This is a genomic window from Hydrogenophaga sp. OTU3427 (assembly GCF_038440225.1).
In the GTDB taxonomy this organism is placed as follows: Bacteria; Pseudomonadota; Gammaproteobacteria; order Burkholderiales; family Burkholderiaceae_C; genus Hydrogenophaga.
Genome location: NZ_JASATI010000012.1, coordinates 1 through 18,406, shown reverse-complemented (window position 1 = coordinate 18,406; position 18,406 = coordinate 1). Strand labels below are relative to the sequence as shown.

The window sequence follows — 18,406 nt, the reverse complement described above, 5'->3', positions numbered from 1 at the left end:
CTACAAGGACACACCATGATCAACAAGCCCAGCGGCGATGAAAACAACGCCAACCGCGATCCTTTGACAGGTGCGCCCGGTGCCCACCCTGTGGGCACGGGGCTGGGGGCTGCAGCCGGTGGCGCCGCCGCCGGAGCTGCTGCCGGCACCGTGGCCGGACCGATCGGCACCCTGGTCGGTGCCGCGGTGGGCGCCGTGGTGGGCGGACTCGCCGGCAAGAGCCTGGCCGAAGCCATCGACCCGACCCTTGAAGACAGCTACTGGCGCGACAACTACAGCACGCGCCCCTACGTGGCGCGGGGAGCGTCCTACGAAGACTATGGCCCCGCCTATGGCTTTGGCGTCGATGCGGTCACCCGGTATCCAGGGCGGACGTTCGATGACATCGAGCCGGAAATGTCGCACGCGTGGACCACAAGCGGTGGCGTGTCCATGCTGGGCTGGAGCAACGCCAAACATGCTGCGCGCGACGCCTGGAACCGCGTCAACGGCCACGGCAGCCCCAATGGCTGATACGCCGCAGCGCGCGGCGGTTGGCCTCACGAGGTGCGTTGCCCTGGCAGCGGTTCAGCGCCCCTCGCTGGCGCTGTTGGGCGCAGAGCCCTTCCGGGCCGCGCTGGAGTTTGCGTTCAACATGCTGGAAAGGCCAACCAACACCCCACCAGGCGATGGCCATCCCGTGGTGATTTTTCCCGGCCTGGGAGCGGATGGGCGATCTGTGGCCACGTTGCGCGATCACTGCCGTGCCTTGGGCTACGACGCCTTTGACTGGGGGCAGGGTTTCAACACCGGCCCACAAGGCGATCTTGATGTGTGGTTGGACACCCTGAAGTCGCAGGTGGTCGGTTTGCTCGCCGGACATCGGCAGCCAGCCACGCTCATCGGTTGGAGCCTGGGTGGCCTGTATGCGCGCGAAGTCGGCAAACTGATGGCGCCTCAAGTGCGTCAGGTGATCACCATCGCCACGCCCTTCAACGCGGACGCCGACCACACCAATGCGGGGTGGTTGTTCCGCTTGTTGAGTGGCGGTTCGACGGTCATCGCACCGGCGTTGAGCAAGCGCCTGCGAACGCCGCCGCCACTTCGCACCACCTCGATTTTCAGCAAGTCGGACGGTGTGGTGGCATGGCAAACCTGCCGCCATGACAAGCGCTCTGCGTTGGTGCACGAAATCGAAGTCGGTGGAAGCCACATCGGCATGGGCTGGAACCGTGATGTGTTGGCGGCGGTCACCGACCGGCTCGCTCAGCCTGCAGGGCCGTGGCGCAGCTTTGCACGTGAGCCATGACTCACCCCATACAAGGAGAAACGCATGTCCATCCCTGTGCTCGCGATGCGGGTTTTTGGTTGTGTGTGCGCGGCAGCGTGCGTGCCGTGGCTGGCGGGTTGCGACAGGACCCATTCGTCGCCTGAGCGGCCATTGGTTCCTTTGGTGCCTGCGGTGACGCCACCGCTCCCCACCATGGACACGGTGGTACTGCCCCCCATTCGTGCGAAAGAAGACCCGACTCCCAAGGCAACGGATGGCGTCAGACGGCCAGCACAGCAGTCCGATGATAAGCCCATGCCTGGTCAGAACAACGACCACTCGGCCCCGCTCAGTCCGGCCAAGTGAGCAACCTCGGCCCCTGCCGCCGCCGTTGCCCTGGCGTTCCTGACCGAGCGCGATATATCCGCCCCCTGCACCACAAGGCTCCCCATGAAATCACGCGCCAAGTCCCCCATTTCAGATCCACCCGCCCAGCCCCTCGACCTGCCCGCCGAACAGCTCGCGCAGACGCAGTCCCTTGCTGCGGCGATGTCTTACAACGCGCTCACGCCGCTGGGATTCGGTCGTGAGCACGCAGTGAGTCCACCGCGCGGCCCCGACACGTCCGCCGGCTCGCGCGCGGCCTCGGCGAGCACGTTGAGCGAGCTCAACGTGTCCGCCAAGTCTGTCGCGATCGACCCTGCGCGCTCAGATCCCTCTGGCCAGATGCTGACCACCAACCAGGGTGTACCGGTCGGTGACAACCAGAACTCGCTCAAAGCGGGGTTGCGCGGCCCGACGCTGCTCGAAGACTTCATCCTGCGCGAGAAGATCACCCATTTCGACCACGAACGCATACCCGAGCGCATCGTGCATGCACGTGGGTCCGCCGCGCATGGCTACTTCGAAGCCTATGAACCGATGACGGCGTTCACGCGAGCAGCGCCGTTCCAGGTTGCCGGCAAGATCACGCCTGTGTTTGCGCGCTTCTCCACCGTCGCCGGGGAACGTGGTTCGTCCGACACCGCGCGCGACGTCCGTGGCTTTGCGGTGAAGTTCTACACCGACGAAGGCAATTGGGACCTGGTGGGCAACAACATCCCGGTGTTTTTCATCCAGGACGCGATGAAGTTCCCCGACCTCGTGCATGCGGTGAAGCCGGAGCCTCACCACGGCATGCCGCAGGCGGCATCCGCGCACGACACATTTTGGGACTTTGCCTCGCTCAGCCCCGAGACCACCCACACGCTGATGTGGGTGATGTCGGACCGTGGCATTCCGCGCAGCCTGCGCATGATGCAGGGCTTTGGCGTTCACACCTACCGCCTGGTGAACCTCATGGGCGAGTCGCACTTCGTCAAGTTCCACTGGAGGCCCAAGCTTGGCACGCATTCGCTGGTGTGGGACGAAGCCGTCAAGATTTCCGGCGCCGATGCCGACTTTCATCGACGTGATCTGTGGGAAGCCATCGAGTCGGGCGAGTACCCCGAATGGGAGCTGGGATTTCAGATATTCACCGAAGCGCAAGCCGAGAGTTTCAGCTTCGACGTGCTCGATGCCACCAAGCTGATCCCCGAAGAACTGGTGCCGGTCACGCCGGTGGGCCGCATGGTGCTCAACCGCAACCCGGACAACTTCTTCGCCGAGACCGAGCAGGTGGCGTTCTGCACCGCGCACGTGGTGCCAGGCATCGACTTCAGCAACGATCCCTTGCTCGCCGGTCGCATCCACTCCTATGTCGACACCCAGATCACGCGACTGGGTGGCGCCAACTTTCACGAAATACCCATCAACGCGCCACTCGCGCCATTGCACAACCACCAGCGCGACGGCGCGCACCGCCGGGCCATTCCACGAGGGCGGGTCGCCTATGAACCCAACTCGCTGGGTGGCGGCTGTCCTTTCCAGGCTGGAACGGCTGGCTTCGTTTCGTTTCCGCAGCCGCTGGAGGGCGACACACTGCGCGGCAAGCCCGAGAAATTTGCCGACCACTACACCCAGGCCACCCTGTTCTACGAGAGCCAGACCTCCGTGGAGAAGGCACACATCGCGGGCGGATTCCGCTTCGAGCTGAGCAAGCTCACGGTGCCGGCGATCCGCGAGCGCATGGTGTCCTCGTTGGTCAATGTGTCTACCGAGCTTGCCGCCACCGTCTCTGCGGGTCTGGGCATGGCTGTGCCCAAGGCCATGCCTCGGGCGATGGCCAATCCCGCCACGCCGGAGGTCACCCGATCGGCTGCACTGTCGCTGACAGCCTTGCCGGGCGACGGTGGCATACGCTTACGCAGTGTGGCCATCCTGGTGACCGATGGCGTGGAGGGAACATCGATCGCGACGGTGCGCACGGCCTTGGTGGCGGCCGGTGCCACGGTTCACTTGATTGCACCACGACTGGGCACGGTCAGCCCCGTCAATGGGGACACATTCAATGCCACCTGCACGCTGGAAAACGCGGCGTCGGTGCTGTTTGACGGCATTGTTCTGCCCGATGGCGCCCGGGGCGTGAGGGAGCTGGGTGCCCGCATCGAGGTGATGGATTTCATCTCCCATCCGTACCGGCATGGCAAGACGATCCTCGCGCTCGGTGCCTCGAGTGTGCTGATGGAACTGGCGGGTGTTTCGCCGATGCTGGCCAATGGCGAGGCCGATCCGGGCATCGTGCTCGATACCACAGGCCAATCCGACCATGGTGTCCTGGTGGTCGAGGCCTCCAAGCCATTGACAAAGCCAACTGGCGTGGCACCGCTTCCATCGAGCGACGACGCGGCTCCAGACTTGTTGCCAAGTGCCTCAACCCAGACCGAGCATTTGGTCAACAGCTTCATCGCCGCACTGGGCAGACATCGGCATCCGGAGCGCGAGGTCGTGGCGTTGTCGGACTGAGCCGTGTGTGGTCAACGCCTGAGCCGCGAACGGGCACTGCTCGGATCCGACAATGGGGTGAAACTTCACCGCATGGGCTCTCCACCTTGCGGACGCCCATGCAAAGGGCAGATCGATGCATACATCTGGTTTCAAACCATGGCTTGGCTCGGCCTGATCGCGCGATCATGTGTTCGCCACCGCACATACGCGTGAACGCCAACCCGATAAATTGGACTTGAACCACTTCGGAATTTCAACTGCCAAACATGTTGGACGCCACAGACCACGCCCATCTTCCCCTCTGGCGTTCGCCCGACTTCGTCAGAAACCAACTGCTCGCCTCGCTGCCTGATGACGAGTGGTTGCGGTGGCTGCCCCATCTGGAGTTGGTCAACCTTGCCCTGGGGGATGTGTTGCACGAGTCCGGTGGCCGGGCGGAGCTGGTTCATTTCCCTCTGGATGCCATCGTGTCCTTGCTGTATATGACGAAAGACGGTGCGTCTGCCGAGATTGCGGTGGTGGGAAATGAGGGTGTGGTCGGCATTGCCATCTTCATGGGGGGTGGTTCCAGCACCGACCGAGCCGTGGTGCAGAGTGCCGGCCAGGCACTGCGCATTCATGCTCATTTCATTGCGGAGGAGTTCAGCCGTTCAGAACCGGTGCTTCGTCTGATGCTGCGGTACACACAGGCCTTGATCGCACAGACCGCCCAAACGGCCGTTTGCAACCGCCACCACTCGGTGGATCAACAATTGTGTCGCTGGTTGTTGCTCAGCCTGGACCGCCTTGAAAGCAATGTGCTGACCATGACGCAAGAACTGATCGCCAACATGCTGGGCGTCCGTCGCGAGGGGGTCACCGAAGCGGCGCTCAAGTTGCAGCGCGCCGGCCTCATCCGCTATGCGCGAGGCCGCATCACCGTGCTGGACCGCCGAGGCCTGGAGCATCGGTCCTGTGAGTGCTACGGCGTGGTCAAGCACGAATACGACCGCCTTCTGCCTCGACCTCACTGATGCCGTGGCCCCGGATGCCAGCGCATGACCCCCGCACTGCGACCACGGCACACCCTGTTGCCCGAGGCAGTGCAACGCGTCAAGGAGGTCATCGAGGACCTCCGCAAAGTGCCGTCGGACCTGACGACGGGATCCAACACAGCTGACGCTGGCGGTCCGCAGGTGGCATAGGGCACGTTGAAGTCCTACATGTGAGGGTTCAAATCTCATGAGGTCCCATCCGGCCAAAAAACCGCGCCAGAAAACACAAAGACCGCTTCAGCGGCCTTTGTCGCTTCAGGTGCTGGGCCCCGGGCCCAGCTGGAGTCATCACCCCACCTTCACCGCCGCAGGCGCCGTCATGCCCTTGTTCGCACCCTTGGACGCCTTGCGTTGGACCAGTATCACGAGCGTGACCAGCACGAACAGCGCGGTGATCATCTTGAGGTCGGACGGCTGGAAGCCGAAGGCCAGGACCAGCGAGATGAGCTGGAAGTACACCACCGAGCCCAGCACCGGCGCGATGACCTGGCGGCGCATGGTGCGGTTGCCGATGATGGCTTCGCCCAGCAGCAGCGAGGCCAGCCCGTTGATCAGCGTGCCGAAGCCCATGTTGACGTCGGCGAAGCCCTGGTTCTGGGCCAGCAGGCCACCGCCGAGCGCGGCGATGAGGTTGGCCAGGCCCAGGCCGACCAGGATGTAGACCTTGACGTTGATGCCCTGGGCCTTGGCCATGGCCAGGCTGGAACCCATGGCGCGCATGGCCATGCCGTGCTGCGTGCCGAGGAACCACACGATGAGCGCGACCAGCACCACGTCGATGGCCGCCAGCAGGACGATGCGGTTGGTCAGGCTGCTGTCGTCCCCCGGCAGGAAGGCGAACACGTTGGGGAAGTTGAACAGCGCGGTGTTGGGCTGGCCCATGACCCGGATGTCGACGGAATACAGCATGGACAGCACCAGGATGCCGCACAGCAGGCTGTTGATCTTGACCTTCTCGTGGATGTAGGCAGTGAGGCTGCCGCCCAGGAAGCCCGCCATCGCGCCCACCAGCAGGGCCGAGACCGGCTCCAGGCCCATGATCAGGCATTTGGCGGTGACACAGGCACCGAAGGCCAGCGTGCCCTCGCCGGTCATGTCGGCGAAGCTCAGGATGCGGAAGGGGATCATGACCGCTATGGCGATCAGCGCGTAGATGAAGCCCTGCATGAAGCCCATGGGCAGCAGGTTGACGAAGGTGTTGAAGACGTTCATGGCTGGGCGTGGGTGAGTTCGGTGGATTCGTCGTCGAAGGCGGCGATCAGGCGCTCGACCGTCATGGTTTGCTTTCGTTCGCCCCGCAGGTCGGCCACGATGCGGCCCTGTTTCATCATGATCAGCCGGTTGCCGTGGCTGATGGCGTGGTGCATGTTGTGGGTCACCATCAGCGTGGTGAGCCGTGCCTCCTGCACCACTTGGCGGGTCACGCGCATCACGGTCTCGGCGGTCTTGGGGTCCAGCGCGGCGGTGTGTTCGTCCAGCAGCAGCAGGCGTGGCGCGCGCAGCACCGCCATCAGCAGCGACAGCGCCTGGCGCTGGCCGCCCGACAGCAGTCCCGCCTGCGCGCCCATGCGGTTTTCCAGGCCCAGGCCGAAGGTGGCCAGGCGGTCGCGGAACTCAAGCGCCAGCGCGGGGGTGAGCGCGCGGGCAAAGCCTCGCCGCGCGCCGCGCCGGTCGGCCACGGCCAGGTTCTCCTCGATGCTCAGGGCCGCTGCGGTGCCGATCGACGGGTCCTGGAACACGCGCGAGATCAGGCGGGCGCGCTGGTGCGTGGCCAGCGGCGTCACGTCCTCGTCGCCGATGCGTATGCGGCCGGCGTCGGGTGTCACTTCGCCGGCCACCATGTTGAGCAGCGTGGACTTGCCGGCACCGTTGCCGCCAACGACGACCGCGAAGTCGCCCGGCTGCAGTTGCAGGCTCACGCCGTCGATGGCGACACGTTCGTCCGGGGAGCCCGCGTGGAACAGCTTGTGCAGCGCGTGGGTATCGAGCAAGGGGGGGATGATTTCTGGAGTGGACACGGCAGACGGGGAGTTGGATGGAGCGGGAGCTCAATTGACGAAACAGCCACAGGACTCGAAGGCCGGCGGTATGCCCAGGCCCAGGGCCTTGAAGCGGCCTCGGTTGATGGTGGTCACGTAGTCCTGCGGACCGGGGCGGGCGACCACCAGTTGGGCCGTGGTTTTGCCCTTGAGCACTTGATCGGCCAGGCGCGCGGCGTTGATGCCGATGGACTGCAGCGACACGGCGTAGTTGGCGGCGGCCAACCCGGTCTTCACGAATTCGGTCTCGGAGCTGAGGATGGGAATGCCCAGCCGGTTCATGGCGGAGGCCACGGCCGGGATGGCCGATTGCACGAGGTTGGAGCCGGTCACGTACATGAAGTCCACGCCGCGCAGCAGTTCGGCCCGCTGCGGAATGTCGCCGGCCGCGTCCACGCTCACGGGGCGGAACGCCAGCCCCGCCGTGGTGGCCGCCGCCTGCAGCTTCTGTGTGGTCACCGCGTCGTTGACCTCGCCCGCGTTGTACAGGGTGCCAAAGGACTTGGCGTGCGGGAAAAGCTTCTTGGCGTAGGCCAGCACGGCATCGAAATCTTGCATGTCGGACGCGCCCACGAAGCGTGCGCCGCCCCTGTCCCAATCGGGCACCAGGCCGGCCTTGACCGGGTCGGTCACCATGGCAAAGACCATGGGCAGCGACTTGTCCGTCACCGCCGCCAGCGCGGTCTGGGACACCGAGGTGGTGATGGTCAGGATGAGCTGTGGCTTTTTCGAAGCGATCTGGGTGAACATCTGCGGCATCAGCGCCGGGGTGAAATTGGCGTCGCTGTAGACATAACTGGTGTTGCCGCCTTCGATGTGGCCGAGGCGGCTCATCTCGGTCTTGAAGCCGGCGATGGTCTGGGCAATCGACGGGTGCGGGCCGAGGTTGGCGATGCCGATCACGGTCTGGGCCTGCACCCAGCTGGAGGCGAGGGCCACCATGGCACCCAGCAGCGGTGCGCGAAACAAGGAAGACAAGCTGTGCAACATGAATACCCCGTGAAGTGGTCCGGGTCGGGATCGACCCTGGGATCGAAGTGGACGTCGATGGGGCATTGTGTTCAGCATGGCGCCAACGTGGCATGGGGCTGGCGGCGCCATTCCCGAAAGACTCAATGTTTGGGTGCTTTGGACTATGTTTACCGCCGGACCGACCTTGTCCGGGTCGGCGCCATGGCCTAGCCTCGGTGGCATGAAAGACATCGACACGCGCACCGGTGCGCAACTGTTCGCCGACACGGTGCAGGCCCTGGGCTGGCAACACGTGCTGCACCTGCCCGGCGAGGGCATTCTCGAAATGGTGGACGCGCTGGCCGAACGCCACCCGCAGATCCGCCTCGCCAGTTTCCGGCACGAGGCCGGCATGGTCTACGCAGCCCAGGCGCTGGGCCAGCAGCTCGGGCTCCCTGCCTTGTGCCTGGCGGCCCGCGCGCCCGGTGCGCTCAACACCACCCTGGCCCTGCACACCGCCGACACCGACGCCGCGCCCCTGGTCCTGGTGGTGGGCCAGGCGCCGCTGGCCCAGGCCGGACGCGACCCGCTCTCGGGGTCGGATCTTGGCGAGGTGTTCCGGCCCCTGGTCAAGGAGGTGCTGAGCGTGACCGAGACGGGGCGCATTCCCGAGGTCATGGCGCGGGCCTGGCAACGCGCTGCCAGTGGCCGCATGGGGCCGGTGGTGGTGCTGGTCCCCGAAAACCTGATGCACGAGCGCAGCACCGCGCCCGTGCCGCTGCGGCCCACCCTGGTGCAGACCGGCGTGGCCCCGGCCGACATCGACACGCTGCGCGCCTGGACGGCACCGGCCCGCCGGCCCCTGCTGCTGGTGGGGGGCAGCGGCTGGAGCGACGGCGCGCTGGAGGCCTTGCGCGGCTTTGCCGCCCGCCAGGGTTGGCCGGTGGCCTGCGCCTACCGGCGTGCCCACCTGTTCGACAACAGCGACCCCCACTACGCGGGCGAGCTGGGCATAGGCATAGATCCGGCGCTGTACGAGGCGGTGGAGGCGGCGGACCTGGTCATCGCCATCAATCTGCGCCTGGGTGAACTCAACACCTTTGGTCCGGGGGGGTTTGGTGGCTTCAAGCTGCTGGCGCCCCGCCCAGATCGGCGGCTGGTGCACCTGCACCCCGCCGCGGGCGAACTGCAGCGCGCGGTGATGGCCGACCTGGCCATCGCCTGTGGCCCGCGCGAGGCGATGTGGGCGCTGGAGGGCTTGCCCGACACCACGCCCGAGGCCGGGTGGCTGGGCCGTTGCCGAGCCGCGCGCGAGGCCTGGACCGGCAGCGGCCGCTGCCCCGGTCCGCTGGACCTGCGTGCCGTGTTCCGCACCCTGCGCCAGACGCTGCCGCCCGAGACCGTGTTGACGGTGGGCGCAGGGGCCTACGCGGTGTGGCTGCACCGCTATTTCAATGTGTTGCGTCCGCGCACCCTGCTCGGACCCAAGAGCGGTGCGATGGGCTATGGGCTGCCGGCCGCCATCGGCGCCGCGCTGGCCGAACCCGGGCGGCCCGTGGTCGCCCTGGCCGGCGATGGCTGCCTCATGATGCACCCCGAGGAGCTGGCCACCGCCGTCCAGCTGGGATTGGATCTGCTGGTGCTGGTCGTCAACAACCAGGGCTACGGCGCCATACGCGCATCGCAGCAACGCCTGTTTGGCCGCGCCGTGGGCACCGATCTGCACAACCCCGACTTCGTGGCCTTTGCCCGGTCGTTTGGCGCCCAGGCCGAGCGTGTCGAGCGCACCGAGGACTGGGAGCCGGTGCTCACGCGCCTGTGGCAGGCCCGGGGCGTGCGGCTGATCGAGCTGGCGGTGCCTGCCACCGTGGGCAAGCCCGAATGAGCGCCGCTCGCCGTGTCATCGTCATCGGCGCGGGCCTGGCGGGCCTGACCACCGCCCACCGGCTGGTCCAGCAGGGCTTCGAGGTGCTGGTGCTGGAGGGCCAGGACCAGGTGGGCGGCCGCATGGGCCAACGCCGCAGCGGCCCCATCCCCTACAACACCGGCGCCCGGCTGATCTACCCCTTTGGCCAGGCCCTGCACCGCCTCATCGATGAACTGGGCCTGCGCGGGGAACTGGTGCCGCTCAAGGGTCTGAGCGCGACCTGCGTCGACACCACACAACGCCACACCATCCAGCTCATGCCCGGCGCGGCGGTGCTGCGCACCCCCGGGCTGTCGCTGGGCACACGCGCCCGGCTGGTGGGCTCGGCGCTGCGGTTGTGGGGCCTGCGCCGGCGGGTGGACCCCGACCACGCGGCCTCGGCGCTGATCGGCCCGGGCGACGAATCGCTGGCCGAACACGTGCGCCGCACACTTGGCGAGGACGCGCTGCGGCTGCTGGTCGAGCCGGTGTTCCGCGCCACCCGCAGCTGGAACCCCGAGGACCTTTCGGCCGCCTTCTACCTGAGCACCACGCCCCATCTGATCGGACAGGACACCACCTACTCGCTGCGCCAGGGCATGGGCCAGCTCACCGGCGCGCTGGCGCAGCGCCTGCCGGTGCGGCTGAACGCCCGCGCCATTGCCGTGCGCCTGGGCCGGGACGGCATGCCCTGCGAAGTCGATGCCGTCATTGACGGCCGGCCCGAACGCCTGCCGGCCGACCTGGTCGTCTGCGCGACCGAAGGCGCGCTGGCCGCGCCCTTGCTGACGCAGGCCTCGCCCGAACACCGGGCCCTGCTGGGCGCCGTGCGCTACAACAGCCTGGGTGTGGTGCATTGCGCGCTGCAAGGCGAGCTGCCACGCGCGATGGAGTTCGCCACCCGCCGGCGCGCCACCCGCATCGCGACCTGGCAGCAGACGCCGGCCAGCGGCACCCAGCCGGCCCTGCTGTACTGCCAGCTCACGCCCGAGGCGGCGCGGGAGGCGCAGACCGCCGGCCTGACCGGGCAGCTCGACCGGCTGATCGGCGACGAGGTGCGCGCGCGCGTGCCGGACTTCGAATCCCGGCTGATCCACCGGCACAACCAGTGGATCGCCCACAAGCTGCCCAGTTTCTACCCGGGCTACCTCGCGCGCGTGCGCGACTTCCTGGCCTGGCAGGCCAGCCGGCCGCAGCGGCTCTACCTGTGTGGGGACTACCTGTCGCAAGCCCTGCTCAACGGCGCCTGCGCCAGCGGCCAGGACACCGCCGATCTGATCGCCCGTCACTGGCGCTGAAATGTGGCGCCCGCCCCCGGGGCGGGGCGCGCGCGGGCGTGAAATTCCGAAATCCTTGGTTCCAGAGCCGGTCGCCAAGAAATCAGGCCGCTGGCGCCTTGCCCCCGCGCGGGTGTCTGCCTACACTCAAAAAAACAATTGTATTTTTTGGCATGGACACCACCACCATCACGCCCGAAGCCCAGCAGCGCCGGCGGCGCCTCGCCGAGCAGGTCTACCGCCAGGTGCACGAGCGCATCGCCAGCGGCGAGCTGGATCCCGCGCGCAAGCTGACCGAGACGGGCCTGGCCACGCTGCTGGGCGTCTCGCGCACGCCGGTGCGCGAGGCCCTGGTGCGCCTGCGCCGCGAAGGCCTGCTGGACCTGCCCGCCGGGCCGGGTGCGCGGGTGTCGCTGGGCCTGGACGATCTGGCGGAAATCATGGAGATCCGCCTGCTGGTCGAACCCTACATCGCTGCCCGCGCGGCCAGCGTGTCGGGGGCCCAGGGCGCCGCCCGGCTGCAGCAGACGCTGGACAGGGAGGTGCACGCGCTGCCCTTGCGTTCGGTGCGCGAATTCGCCATGGCCAACCACGACTTCCGTGTCTGCCTCTTCGCGCTGGCCGGCAATGGCCGCCTGGCCGAGACCGCCAGCCGCTACGACAGCCAGCTCCAGTTCCTGCGCCGCCTGACCTTGTCCGGGCGGCCCAACCGCGAGCGGGTCGTCGCGGGCCACCGCGAGATCGTGGCCGCCGTCGCGGCCGGTGACGCTCAGCGGGCCGAAGCCGCGATGCGTGCCCTGCTGCTGAGCGCCCGTGACGCCGCTGCCCAACATCTGCAAACCCGGCGCCGCGCGCGCCACAAGGAGTGATTCACATGGCCCGACTGGGTATCGACATCGGCGGCACCTTCACCGACTTCGCGCTGGAGGTGCCCCACGCGGACGGCGTGCGCCAGCATTTCGCCAAGGTGCTGACCACCCCCGACGCGCCCGAGCAAGCGGTGATCGAGGGCACGCGGCGCGTGCTGGCCTTGGCCAGCCTGCGCCCCGAGGCCCTGACGCGGGTGGTGCACGGCACCACGCTGGCGACCAATGCGGTCATCGAGCGCCGGGGCGCCCGCATCGCGTTCATCACCACCGAGGGGCTGCGCGACACGCTGGAGATGGGGGCCGAGAGCCGCTACGACCACTACGACCTGCGGGTGGAGAAGCCCGAGCCGCTGGTGCCCCGCCACTTGCGCCTGGTGGTGCGCGAGCGGCTGGCCGCCGATGGCGAGGTGCTGCGCCCGCTGGACGAAGACGGGCTGCGTGCGCTGCTGCCCACGCTGGACGGCGCCGGCGTCGAGGCCATCGCCATCGGCTTCCTGCACAGCTTCGTCAATCCCACCCACGAGCGCCGCGCCGCCGAATTGCTGCGCGCCTGGCGGCCCCACTGGCGGGTGTCGATCTCCAGCGAGGTCGCGCCCGAGATCCGCGAATACGAGCGTTTCGCCACCACCTGTGTCAACGCCTACGTGCAGCCCATCATGGCCGGCTACCTGGAGCGGCTGGAGAAGGCCCTGCGCCAGCTGGGCATCGGCGCGCCGCTGCTGCTGATGTTGTCCAACGGCGGCCTGTGCGAGGTGGAGGTGGCGCGGCGCTTTCCGGTGCGCCTGCTCGAATCCGGCCCGGCCGGCGGCGCCATCCTGGCGGCCGACGTGGCGCGCGCGCTGGGCCTGGACCGTGCCCTGCTGCTGGACATCGGGGGCACGACCGCCAAGCTGTGTTTCATCGACGATGGCATGCCCCAGACGGCGCGCACCATGGAGGTGGCGCGCATCGCTCGCTTCAAGGCGGGCAGCGGCATTCCGCTGCGGTTTCCGGTGGTCGAGTTGGCCGAGATCGGCGCCGGGGGGGGCTCCATCGCCCACCGCGACGCGCTGGGCCGGCTGCAGGTGGGGCCCGTCAGCGCGGGTTCCGTGCCGGGACCGGCCTGCTACGCGCGTGGCGGCACCGAACCGACCGTCACCGACGCCCACCTGATGCTCGGGCGCCTGGAGCCTGAGGGTTTTGCGGGCGGCCACATGACACTGGACACCGAGGCCGCCCGCGCCGCCTACGGCCGGCTGGGGCCATCGCTGGGCCTGTCGGCCGAGGACGCCGCCTGGAGCGTCTGCGAGATCGTCGACGAGAACATGGCCAATGCCGTGCGCGAGCATGCGGTCGAGGTCGGCAAGGGCGTGGATGGCCGCACCCTGATCGCCATCGGCGGCATGGCGCCGCTGCACGCGGCGCGCCTGGCGGCCAAGCTGGGCCTGGACCGGGTGGTGATCCCGGTCGGCGCGGGCGTGGGTTCGGCCCTGGGATTCCTGCGCGCGCCCATCGCCTTCGAATCCACACGCAGCGTGATGCTGCGCGCCGCCCAGCTCGATGTCGACGGTGCCAACACGCTGATGTCGGCCCTGATCGTTGAGCTGCAGGCCCTGGTGCGCCGGGCCGCGCCAGCGCTGCCCGTGGTGGTGCAGCGCACGGCCTGGATGCGGTACCAGGGACAGGGCCACGAAATCCGCGTGCCCTTGCCCGCGCGGCCTTTCGAGGCCGGTGACGAGACCCTGCTGCAGCAGGCCTTCGAATCGGCCTACCGTGCCCTGTATGGCCGTGCGCTGGCGCACACGCCGGTGGAGGTGCTGGGCTGGACCGTGCGGGTCGAGGCGGTCGAAACGGTCGCAGCCCCGGCCACGCCAGCGGCCGTGGATATGGATGTGGGGGCGCCGCCGGTGGCCGCCCGCGCATCCAGCGCACGCACGCTGGACCAGGGGCGGCGCGCTTGGTGCGAGTCCGCCGTGCACCAGTTGCGGGACCTGCCCCATGGAGTGGCGCTGGCGGGCCCGGCGCTGTTGCGCACCGACGAAACCACGATGGTCGTGCCGCTGGACTTCGATGGCTCGCGCGGCGCCGCCGGCGAAGTGAACCTGCACCGCCACGCGGCGGCACCGGTGGCGCAAGCGGTCGACGCCGCCGCCGCGCCGACCGAGATCCACCGCCAGATGCTCTGGAGCCGGCTGATCGCGCTGGTGGAGGAGCAGGCCCGCACCATGATGCGCACCGCGTTTTCGCCCACCGTGCGCGAGGCCGGGGACCTGGCCGCCGGTCTGTTCGATCTCGAGGGCCGGCTGGTGGCCCAGGCCATCACGGGCACGCCCGGCCACGTCAATTCGCTGGCCGCCTGCGCGCGGCACATCCTGGCCAAGTACCCCGCGCAGGCCATGCAGGCGGGCGACCACTACATCACCAACGATCCATGGCTGGCCTCGGGCCACCTGCACGACATCACGGTGATGTCGCCCGTCTTCCAGCAGGGACGCGCGGTGGGCTTCTTCGCCTGCACCTGCCACCAGGTCGACATCGGCGGGCTGGGCATGGGGCCGGACGCCAAGTCCGTGCACGAGGAGGGCCTGTACCTGCCCATCCTGCCCCTGGCGCGGCAAGGACGCGTGAACGAGGACCTGCTGGAGATCGTGCGCGCCAACGTGCGCCAGCCCGACGCGGTGGTCGGCGACATCCTGTCCTACATCACCGCCAACGAGGTCAGCGGGCGCCGCCTGGTGGCGACACTGGACGAGTTTGGCGAGGACGGGCTGCAGGCCATCAGCGACTTTGTCTGCGAACGTTCGGCGGCCGGCATGCGCGCGGCCATCGCAGCGCTGCCGCAGGGCCGGTTCAAGCACAGCGTGGAGCTGGACGGCTACGACGCGCCGGTCCATATCGAATGCGAGCTGACCATCGGGTCGGAACGCGTCCACGTGGACTTTGCCGGCAGCTCCGCCGCCAGCCGGCACGGCATCAACCTGGTGCTCAACTACACACGGGCCTACGCGGCCTTCGGCGTGCGCGCCGCCGTCGCGCCCCATGTGCCCAACAACGCGGGCTCGCTGGCCCTGGTCGAGGTGGACGCGCCAGAGGGCTCCATCCTCAACGTGCGACACCCGGCGCCGGTCTGCGCACGGCACATCATCGGCCAGTTTCTGCCCGAGGTGGTGCTGGGCGCGCTGGCCCGTGCCCTGCCCGGCACCCTGCCCGCCGAGGGCGCGGCCTGCAACTGGGGCCTGCAGTTGCGTGGCCAGCGCCAGACAGCCGGTGGCCGTCAGCCCTTCGAGATCCTGTTCTTCAACGCGGGCGGTTCGGGGGCCCGCCCCGACAGCGATGGCCTGTCGGCGACCTGTTTCCCGAGCGGCATCCGCGCCATCCCGGTGGAGATCTGCGAGAACTTCGCGCCCATCGTGATCTGGCGCAAGGAACTGCTGCCAGGTTCGGGTGGCGCTGGACGCCAACGCGGCGGCCTGGGGCAGCGGGTGGAAGTCGCGACCCGCGACGGTGCCGAGTTCCAGTTCTTCGGTCTGTTCGACCGCGTGCGCAACCCGGCCCGTGGCCGCGACGGTGGCGGCGATGGCGCGCCCGGCTGGGTGGGCCTGGTGTCGGGCGCCACGCTGCGCTCGCTGGGCCTGCAGACCGTGCCTGCCGGCGAGGTGCTGCGCATCGACGTGCCTGGCGGCGCGGGCTATGGCCCCACCGCCGAGCGCCCGCCGCGGGCCAGCGACCAGGACCGGGCCATGGGCTACGTGTGCCCCTGACCCCCCACCCCTTTCTCCCATCCGCAACCACAGAGGCACTTTCCATGACATCCTCCGGTTTTTCCCGCATGCGCCGCCACGCGCTGGGCCTGGGCCTGGCCTTGGCGGCCGGCGCCGCCTTCGCTCAGGACAACCCCATCCGCATCCTGGTGGGGTTCGCCCCCGGCGGCGTGACCGATCTGGTCGCCCGCGTGCTGGCCCAGGGCATGCAGGCCGAGCTGGGCCGCACCGTGGTGGTGGATAACCGTCCCGGGGCAGGCGGCCAGATCGCGGCCCAGGCGCTGAAGGTGGCCCGACCCGATGGCAACACGCTGTACCTGACCAACAGCCACACCACGGCCATGGTGCCGCTGACCACGCTCCAGCCGGGATACGACGCCACCCGGGACTTTGTCTACGTCGGCCTCGTGGCCACCAACCCGAACTTCTTCATGGTCAATCCCGCCCTGGTCGGCCCCGGTGTCGACAGCGTCAAGGCCTTCGCCGACTGGGCGCGGGCCCACCCGGGGCGCGGCAACATCGGTGTGCCAGCGCCGGCCAGTGCACCGGAGTTCTCGGTCTCGGTGCTGGGCCAGGCCTACCAGGCCGACTTCAAGGCCGCCGCCTACCGGGGCGACGCGCCCCTCGTCCAGGACCTGATCGGTGGGCAGATCCCCGCCGGCATCGCGGGCATCGCGGCCGCCTTGCCCCATGTGCGGGCCGGCAAGCTCAAGCTGCTGGCCGTCGATGGCCCGCAGCGCCTGCCCGGTTTCGACGTCCCCACTTACAGCGAACTGGGCCTCAAGGGCCTGGAGGACGTCATCACCATCGGCCTGATCGCCCCGGCCGGCACGCCGGCCGACCTGGTGGCCAAGTTCAACGCGGCCGCCAACAAGGTGGTGGCTTCCAAGACCTTCCATGACCGCATCGTGGACACCGGGATCCTGGTCAAATCCGGCACGCCCGATGACATGTTGCGCACCACCGAAGCCAGCCGGGCGGCCAGCGAGCGCCTGGTCAAGGCCGCGGGCTTCAAGCCGCAGTGACGGCGCCGGCGTGGTCCACCGGATGGTGGGCCCCGACATCGGTGGCGATCTGCTCCAGGCCGCGCGCGAGCGACGACACGCTGGGGCTTTCCACGAAGACACAGCGTTTGCCCGTGCGCTTGCAGAAGTCCTTGACCTTCCAGTAGGCGTTGTGGCTGATGCAACCGGTCTGGCAGACCACCAGATCGGCGGCCGCCAGGCTGGCGTCCAGGATGTTCTGGTTGTCCTCCACGCCGCCGTCGTGGTGAACGAACTTCGCCCCCACCTTTTCAACGACATCGCGGTAGTTGGCGACGCTGCCATGGCGTCCGCCCACACACAGCACGGTCTTGTGCCTCAGGTGCAGCGTCACCGGCGAGGTGGTGGGCGCGCGCTGCGTCTGCGCATCCGGCGGGTCCACGGGCCGGATCTCCCTGGCCGACGCGTCCAGACCCTTCATCGCGATGCCCAGCTTGAGCCGCAACTCGGCGTTCGTGGCCTCGAGCTCCGTTTGCCGCTCGAGCACCAGGTCCATCCTCTTCTGCAGGCGGGCGGCGTTCTCGAAACCGGGGATGGACGCCTTGAGCGTGTCCAGTTCCTGCGTCAGCTGCGCGATGCGGGTGTCCTGCCGATGCCGGCGGCGCGCAGCAGCATGGCCTCGCCGGCGAGCCGCTCCATGTCGGCCGACTTCTCCGCGACGATCCGGGCGCAGCGCTCCTGCGCCTTGGCCAGCTCGCGGCCCAGGACCGCGTTTTCCTGCAGGACCACCTTGAACTTGGCCACGTCGATGCGCACCGCGGCGCCGGCCTGGTGCTGGACCATGTGCATGTCCCGCAGCAACACCTCCTGCAGCACCTCGTCGCAGCGTGGGTGGGTCAGCGCGGCCCAGAACGCGCCCGCCACATCGCACTGGTGGACGGCCTGCGCCCACATGTCGGCGACGGCCCGGGTGGTCTTGGCGGCCTTGAACGCCCGCGCCTTGCCCGCATACCGTTTGTCCAGCTCGCTTTGCAGCTGCTCCGACAGGCGATTGCGCTGGGTGCACTCGGCCACCGCGCCGACGTGGATCTCGTAATCGTCGGCGACCGCCTTGCCGCCCAAGGCTTTGTTGACCACGTTGCGCAGCGTGTCCAGGGGCAGGCAGACCCCGACCACCGGGCAATGGCACTGGTGGGGCAGGTCCCACAGCCGCCGCCGGCGCGAGCCCGTGGTGGGCAGCGGAACACCGGAAGCACATTTGTCGCACATGGGGGTTCCTGCGGGGGATGGAAGTGCTCAAATTTTAAATGCGAATCACTCGTATTAAATATTTTGAAGCACAGCCCACACAAAAAAGACGGCCATTTTTCGGCGCGGTACCCGACGGGCCGTCACACCCGAATCACTCGGCGGCGCCGATGCTCAGGGTGATCTCGTTCACGCCGAACACGCGGCCGGTGATCGTGTCGCCGGGCAGCACCGCGCCCACGCCT

Annotated in this window: 14 protein-coding genes; 9 read left to right on the top strand and 5 right to left on the bottom strand. The window is 68.4% G+C overall.

What is annotated here, in order from left to right; all coding sequences use genetic code 11:
• Positions 1 to 15 precede the first annotated feature (15 nt).
• From AAHB17_RS09410 to AAHB17_RS09395, 4 genes are all read left to right on the top strand, one after another.
• Positions 16 to 513 (top strand): hypothetical protein, encoded by a 498-nt coding sequence (locus AAHB17_RS09410; protein WP_342130286.1) that lies wholly within the window; start codon positions 16 to 18, stop codon positions 511 to 513.
• Positions 506 to 1,288: an esterase/lipase family protein gene (locus AAHB17_RS09405; RefSeq protein ID WP_342130285.1), complete on the top strand. Its 783-nt coding sequence runs from the start codon at positions 506 to 508 to the stop codon at positions 1,286 to 1,288. The genes AAHB17_RS09410 and AAHB17_RS09405 overlap by 8 nt, the downstream gene beginning before the upstream one ends.
• Before the next feature lie 411 nt (positions 1,289 to 1,699).
• A complete protein-coding gene (locus AAHB17_RS09400) occupies positions 1,700 to 4,132 on the top strand; it encodes a catalase (protein WP_342130284.1) in 2,433 nt (810 codons plus the stop codon).
• 248 nt (positions 4,133 to 4,380) lie between these two features.
• Complete coding sequence (locus AAHB17_RS09395) at positions 4,381 to 5,127, top strand: Crp/Fnr family transcriptional regulator (protein ID WP_342130283.1); 747 nt, start codon at positions 4,381 to 4,383, stop codon at positions 5,125 to 5,127.
• 309 nt (positions 5,128 to 5,436) lie between these two features.
• Here the strand turns inward: AAHB17_RS09395 and AAHB17_RS09390 are convergent, their stop codons facing one another.
• Genes AAHB17_RS09390 through AAHB17_RS09380 form a run of 3 tightly spaced genes read right to left on the bottom strand, consistent with a single transcriptional unit; the run spans position 5,437 to position 8,165 of the window.
• Positions 5,437 to 6,360 carry an ABC transporter permease gene (locus AAHB17_RS09390; protein WP_342130282.1) on the bottom strand — a complete coding sequence of 308 codons (924 nt, stop codon included), beginning with the start codon at positions 6,358 to 6,360 and terminating at the stop codon, positions 5,437 to 5,439.
• Positions 6,357 to 7,139 (bottom strand): ABC transporter ATP-binding protein, encoded by a 783-nt coding sequence (locus AAHB17_RS09385; RefSeq protein WP_342130281.1) that lies wholly within the window; start codon positions 7,137 to 7,139, stop codon positions 6,357 to 6,359. The genes AAHB17_RS09390 and AAHB17_RS09385 overlap by 4 nt, the downstream gene beginning before the upstream one ends.
• Before the next feature lie 57 nt (positions 7,140 to 7,196).
• A complete protein-coding gene (locus tag AAHB17_RS09380) occupies positions 7,197 to 8,165 on the bottom strand; it encodes an ABC transporter substrate-binding protein (protein WP_342130280.1) in 969 nt (322 codons plus the stop codon).
• 214 nt (positions 8,166 to 8,379) lie between these two features.
• Between AAHB17_RS09380 and AAHB17_RS09375 the strand changes: the two genes are divergently transcribed.
• From AAHB17_RS09375 to AAHB17_RS09355, 5 genes are all read left to right on the top strand, one after another.
• Positions 8,380 to 10,023 carry a thiamine pyrophosphate-dependent enzyme gene (locus AAHB17_RS09375; protein WP_342130279.1) on the top strand — a complete coding sequence of 548 codons (1,644 nt, stop codon included), beginning with the start codon at positions 8,380 to 8,382 and terminating at the stop codon, positions 10,021 to 10,023.
• Positions 10,020 to 11,342, top strand: coding sequence for a protoporphyrinogen/coproporphyrinogen oxidase (locus AAHB17_RS09370; protein WP_342130278.1), 1,323 nt, complete (start codon positions 10,020 to 10,022; stop codon positions 11,340 to 11,342). Before AAHB17_RS09375 ends, AAHB17_RS09370 begins: the two co-directional genes overlap by 4 nt.
• Positions 11,343 to 11,494: 152 nt before the next feature.
• Positions 11,495 to 12,190, top strand: coding sequence for a GntR family transcriptional regulator (locus tag AAHB17_RS09365; RefSeq protein ID WP_342130277.1), 696 nt, complete (start codon positions 11,495 to 11,497; stop codon positions 12,188 to 12,190).
• A 5-nt stretch (positions 12,191 to 12,195) separates the two neighbouring features.
• On the top strand, positions 12,196 to 15,930 hold the full coding sequence (locus AAHB17_RS09360) for a hydantoinase B/oxoprolinase family protein (protein ID WP_342130276.1): 3,735 nt from the start codon (positions 12,196 to 12,198) through the stop codon (positions 15,928 to 15,930).
• 44 nt (positions 15,931 to 15,974) lie between these two features.
• Positions 15,975 to 16,955: a tripartite tricarboxylate transporter substrate-binding protein gene (locus AAHB17_RS09355; protein ID WP_342130275.1), complete on the top strand. Its 981-nt coding sequence runs from the start codon at positions 15,975 to 15,977 to the stop codon at positions 16,953 to 16,955.
• Here AAHB17_RS09355 and AAHB17_RS09350 read toward each other — a convergent pair.
• Both AAHB17_RS09350 and AAHB17_RS09345 read right to left on the bottom strand, forming a co-directional pair.
• Complete coding sequence (locus AAHB17_RS09350) at positions 16,942 to 17,469, bottom strand: DUF2325 domain-containing protein (protein WP_342130274.1); 528 nt, start codon at positions 17,467 to 17,469, stop codon at positions 16,942 to 16,944. The two genes, AAHB17_RS09355 and AAHB17_RS09350, sit on opposite strands and share 14 nt — an antisense overlap.
• Positions 17,470 to 17,537: 68 nt before the next feature.
• Complete coding sequence (locus AAHB17_RS09345; protein WP_342130273.1) at positions 17,538 to 18,182, bottom strand: hypothetical protein; 645 nt, start codon at positions 18,180 to 18,182, stop codon at positions 17,538 to 17,540.
• Between the last annotated feature and the right edge of the window lie 224 nt (positions 18,183 to 18,406).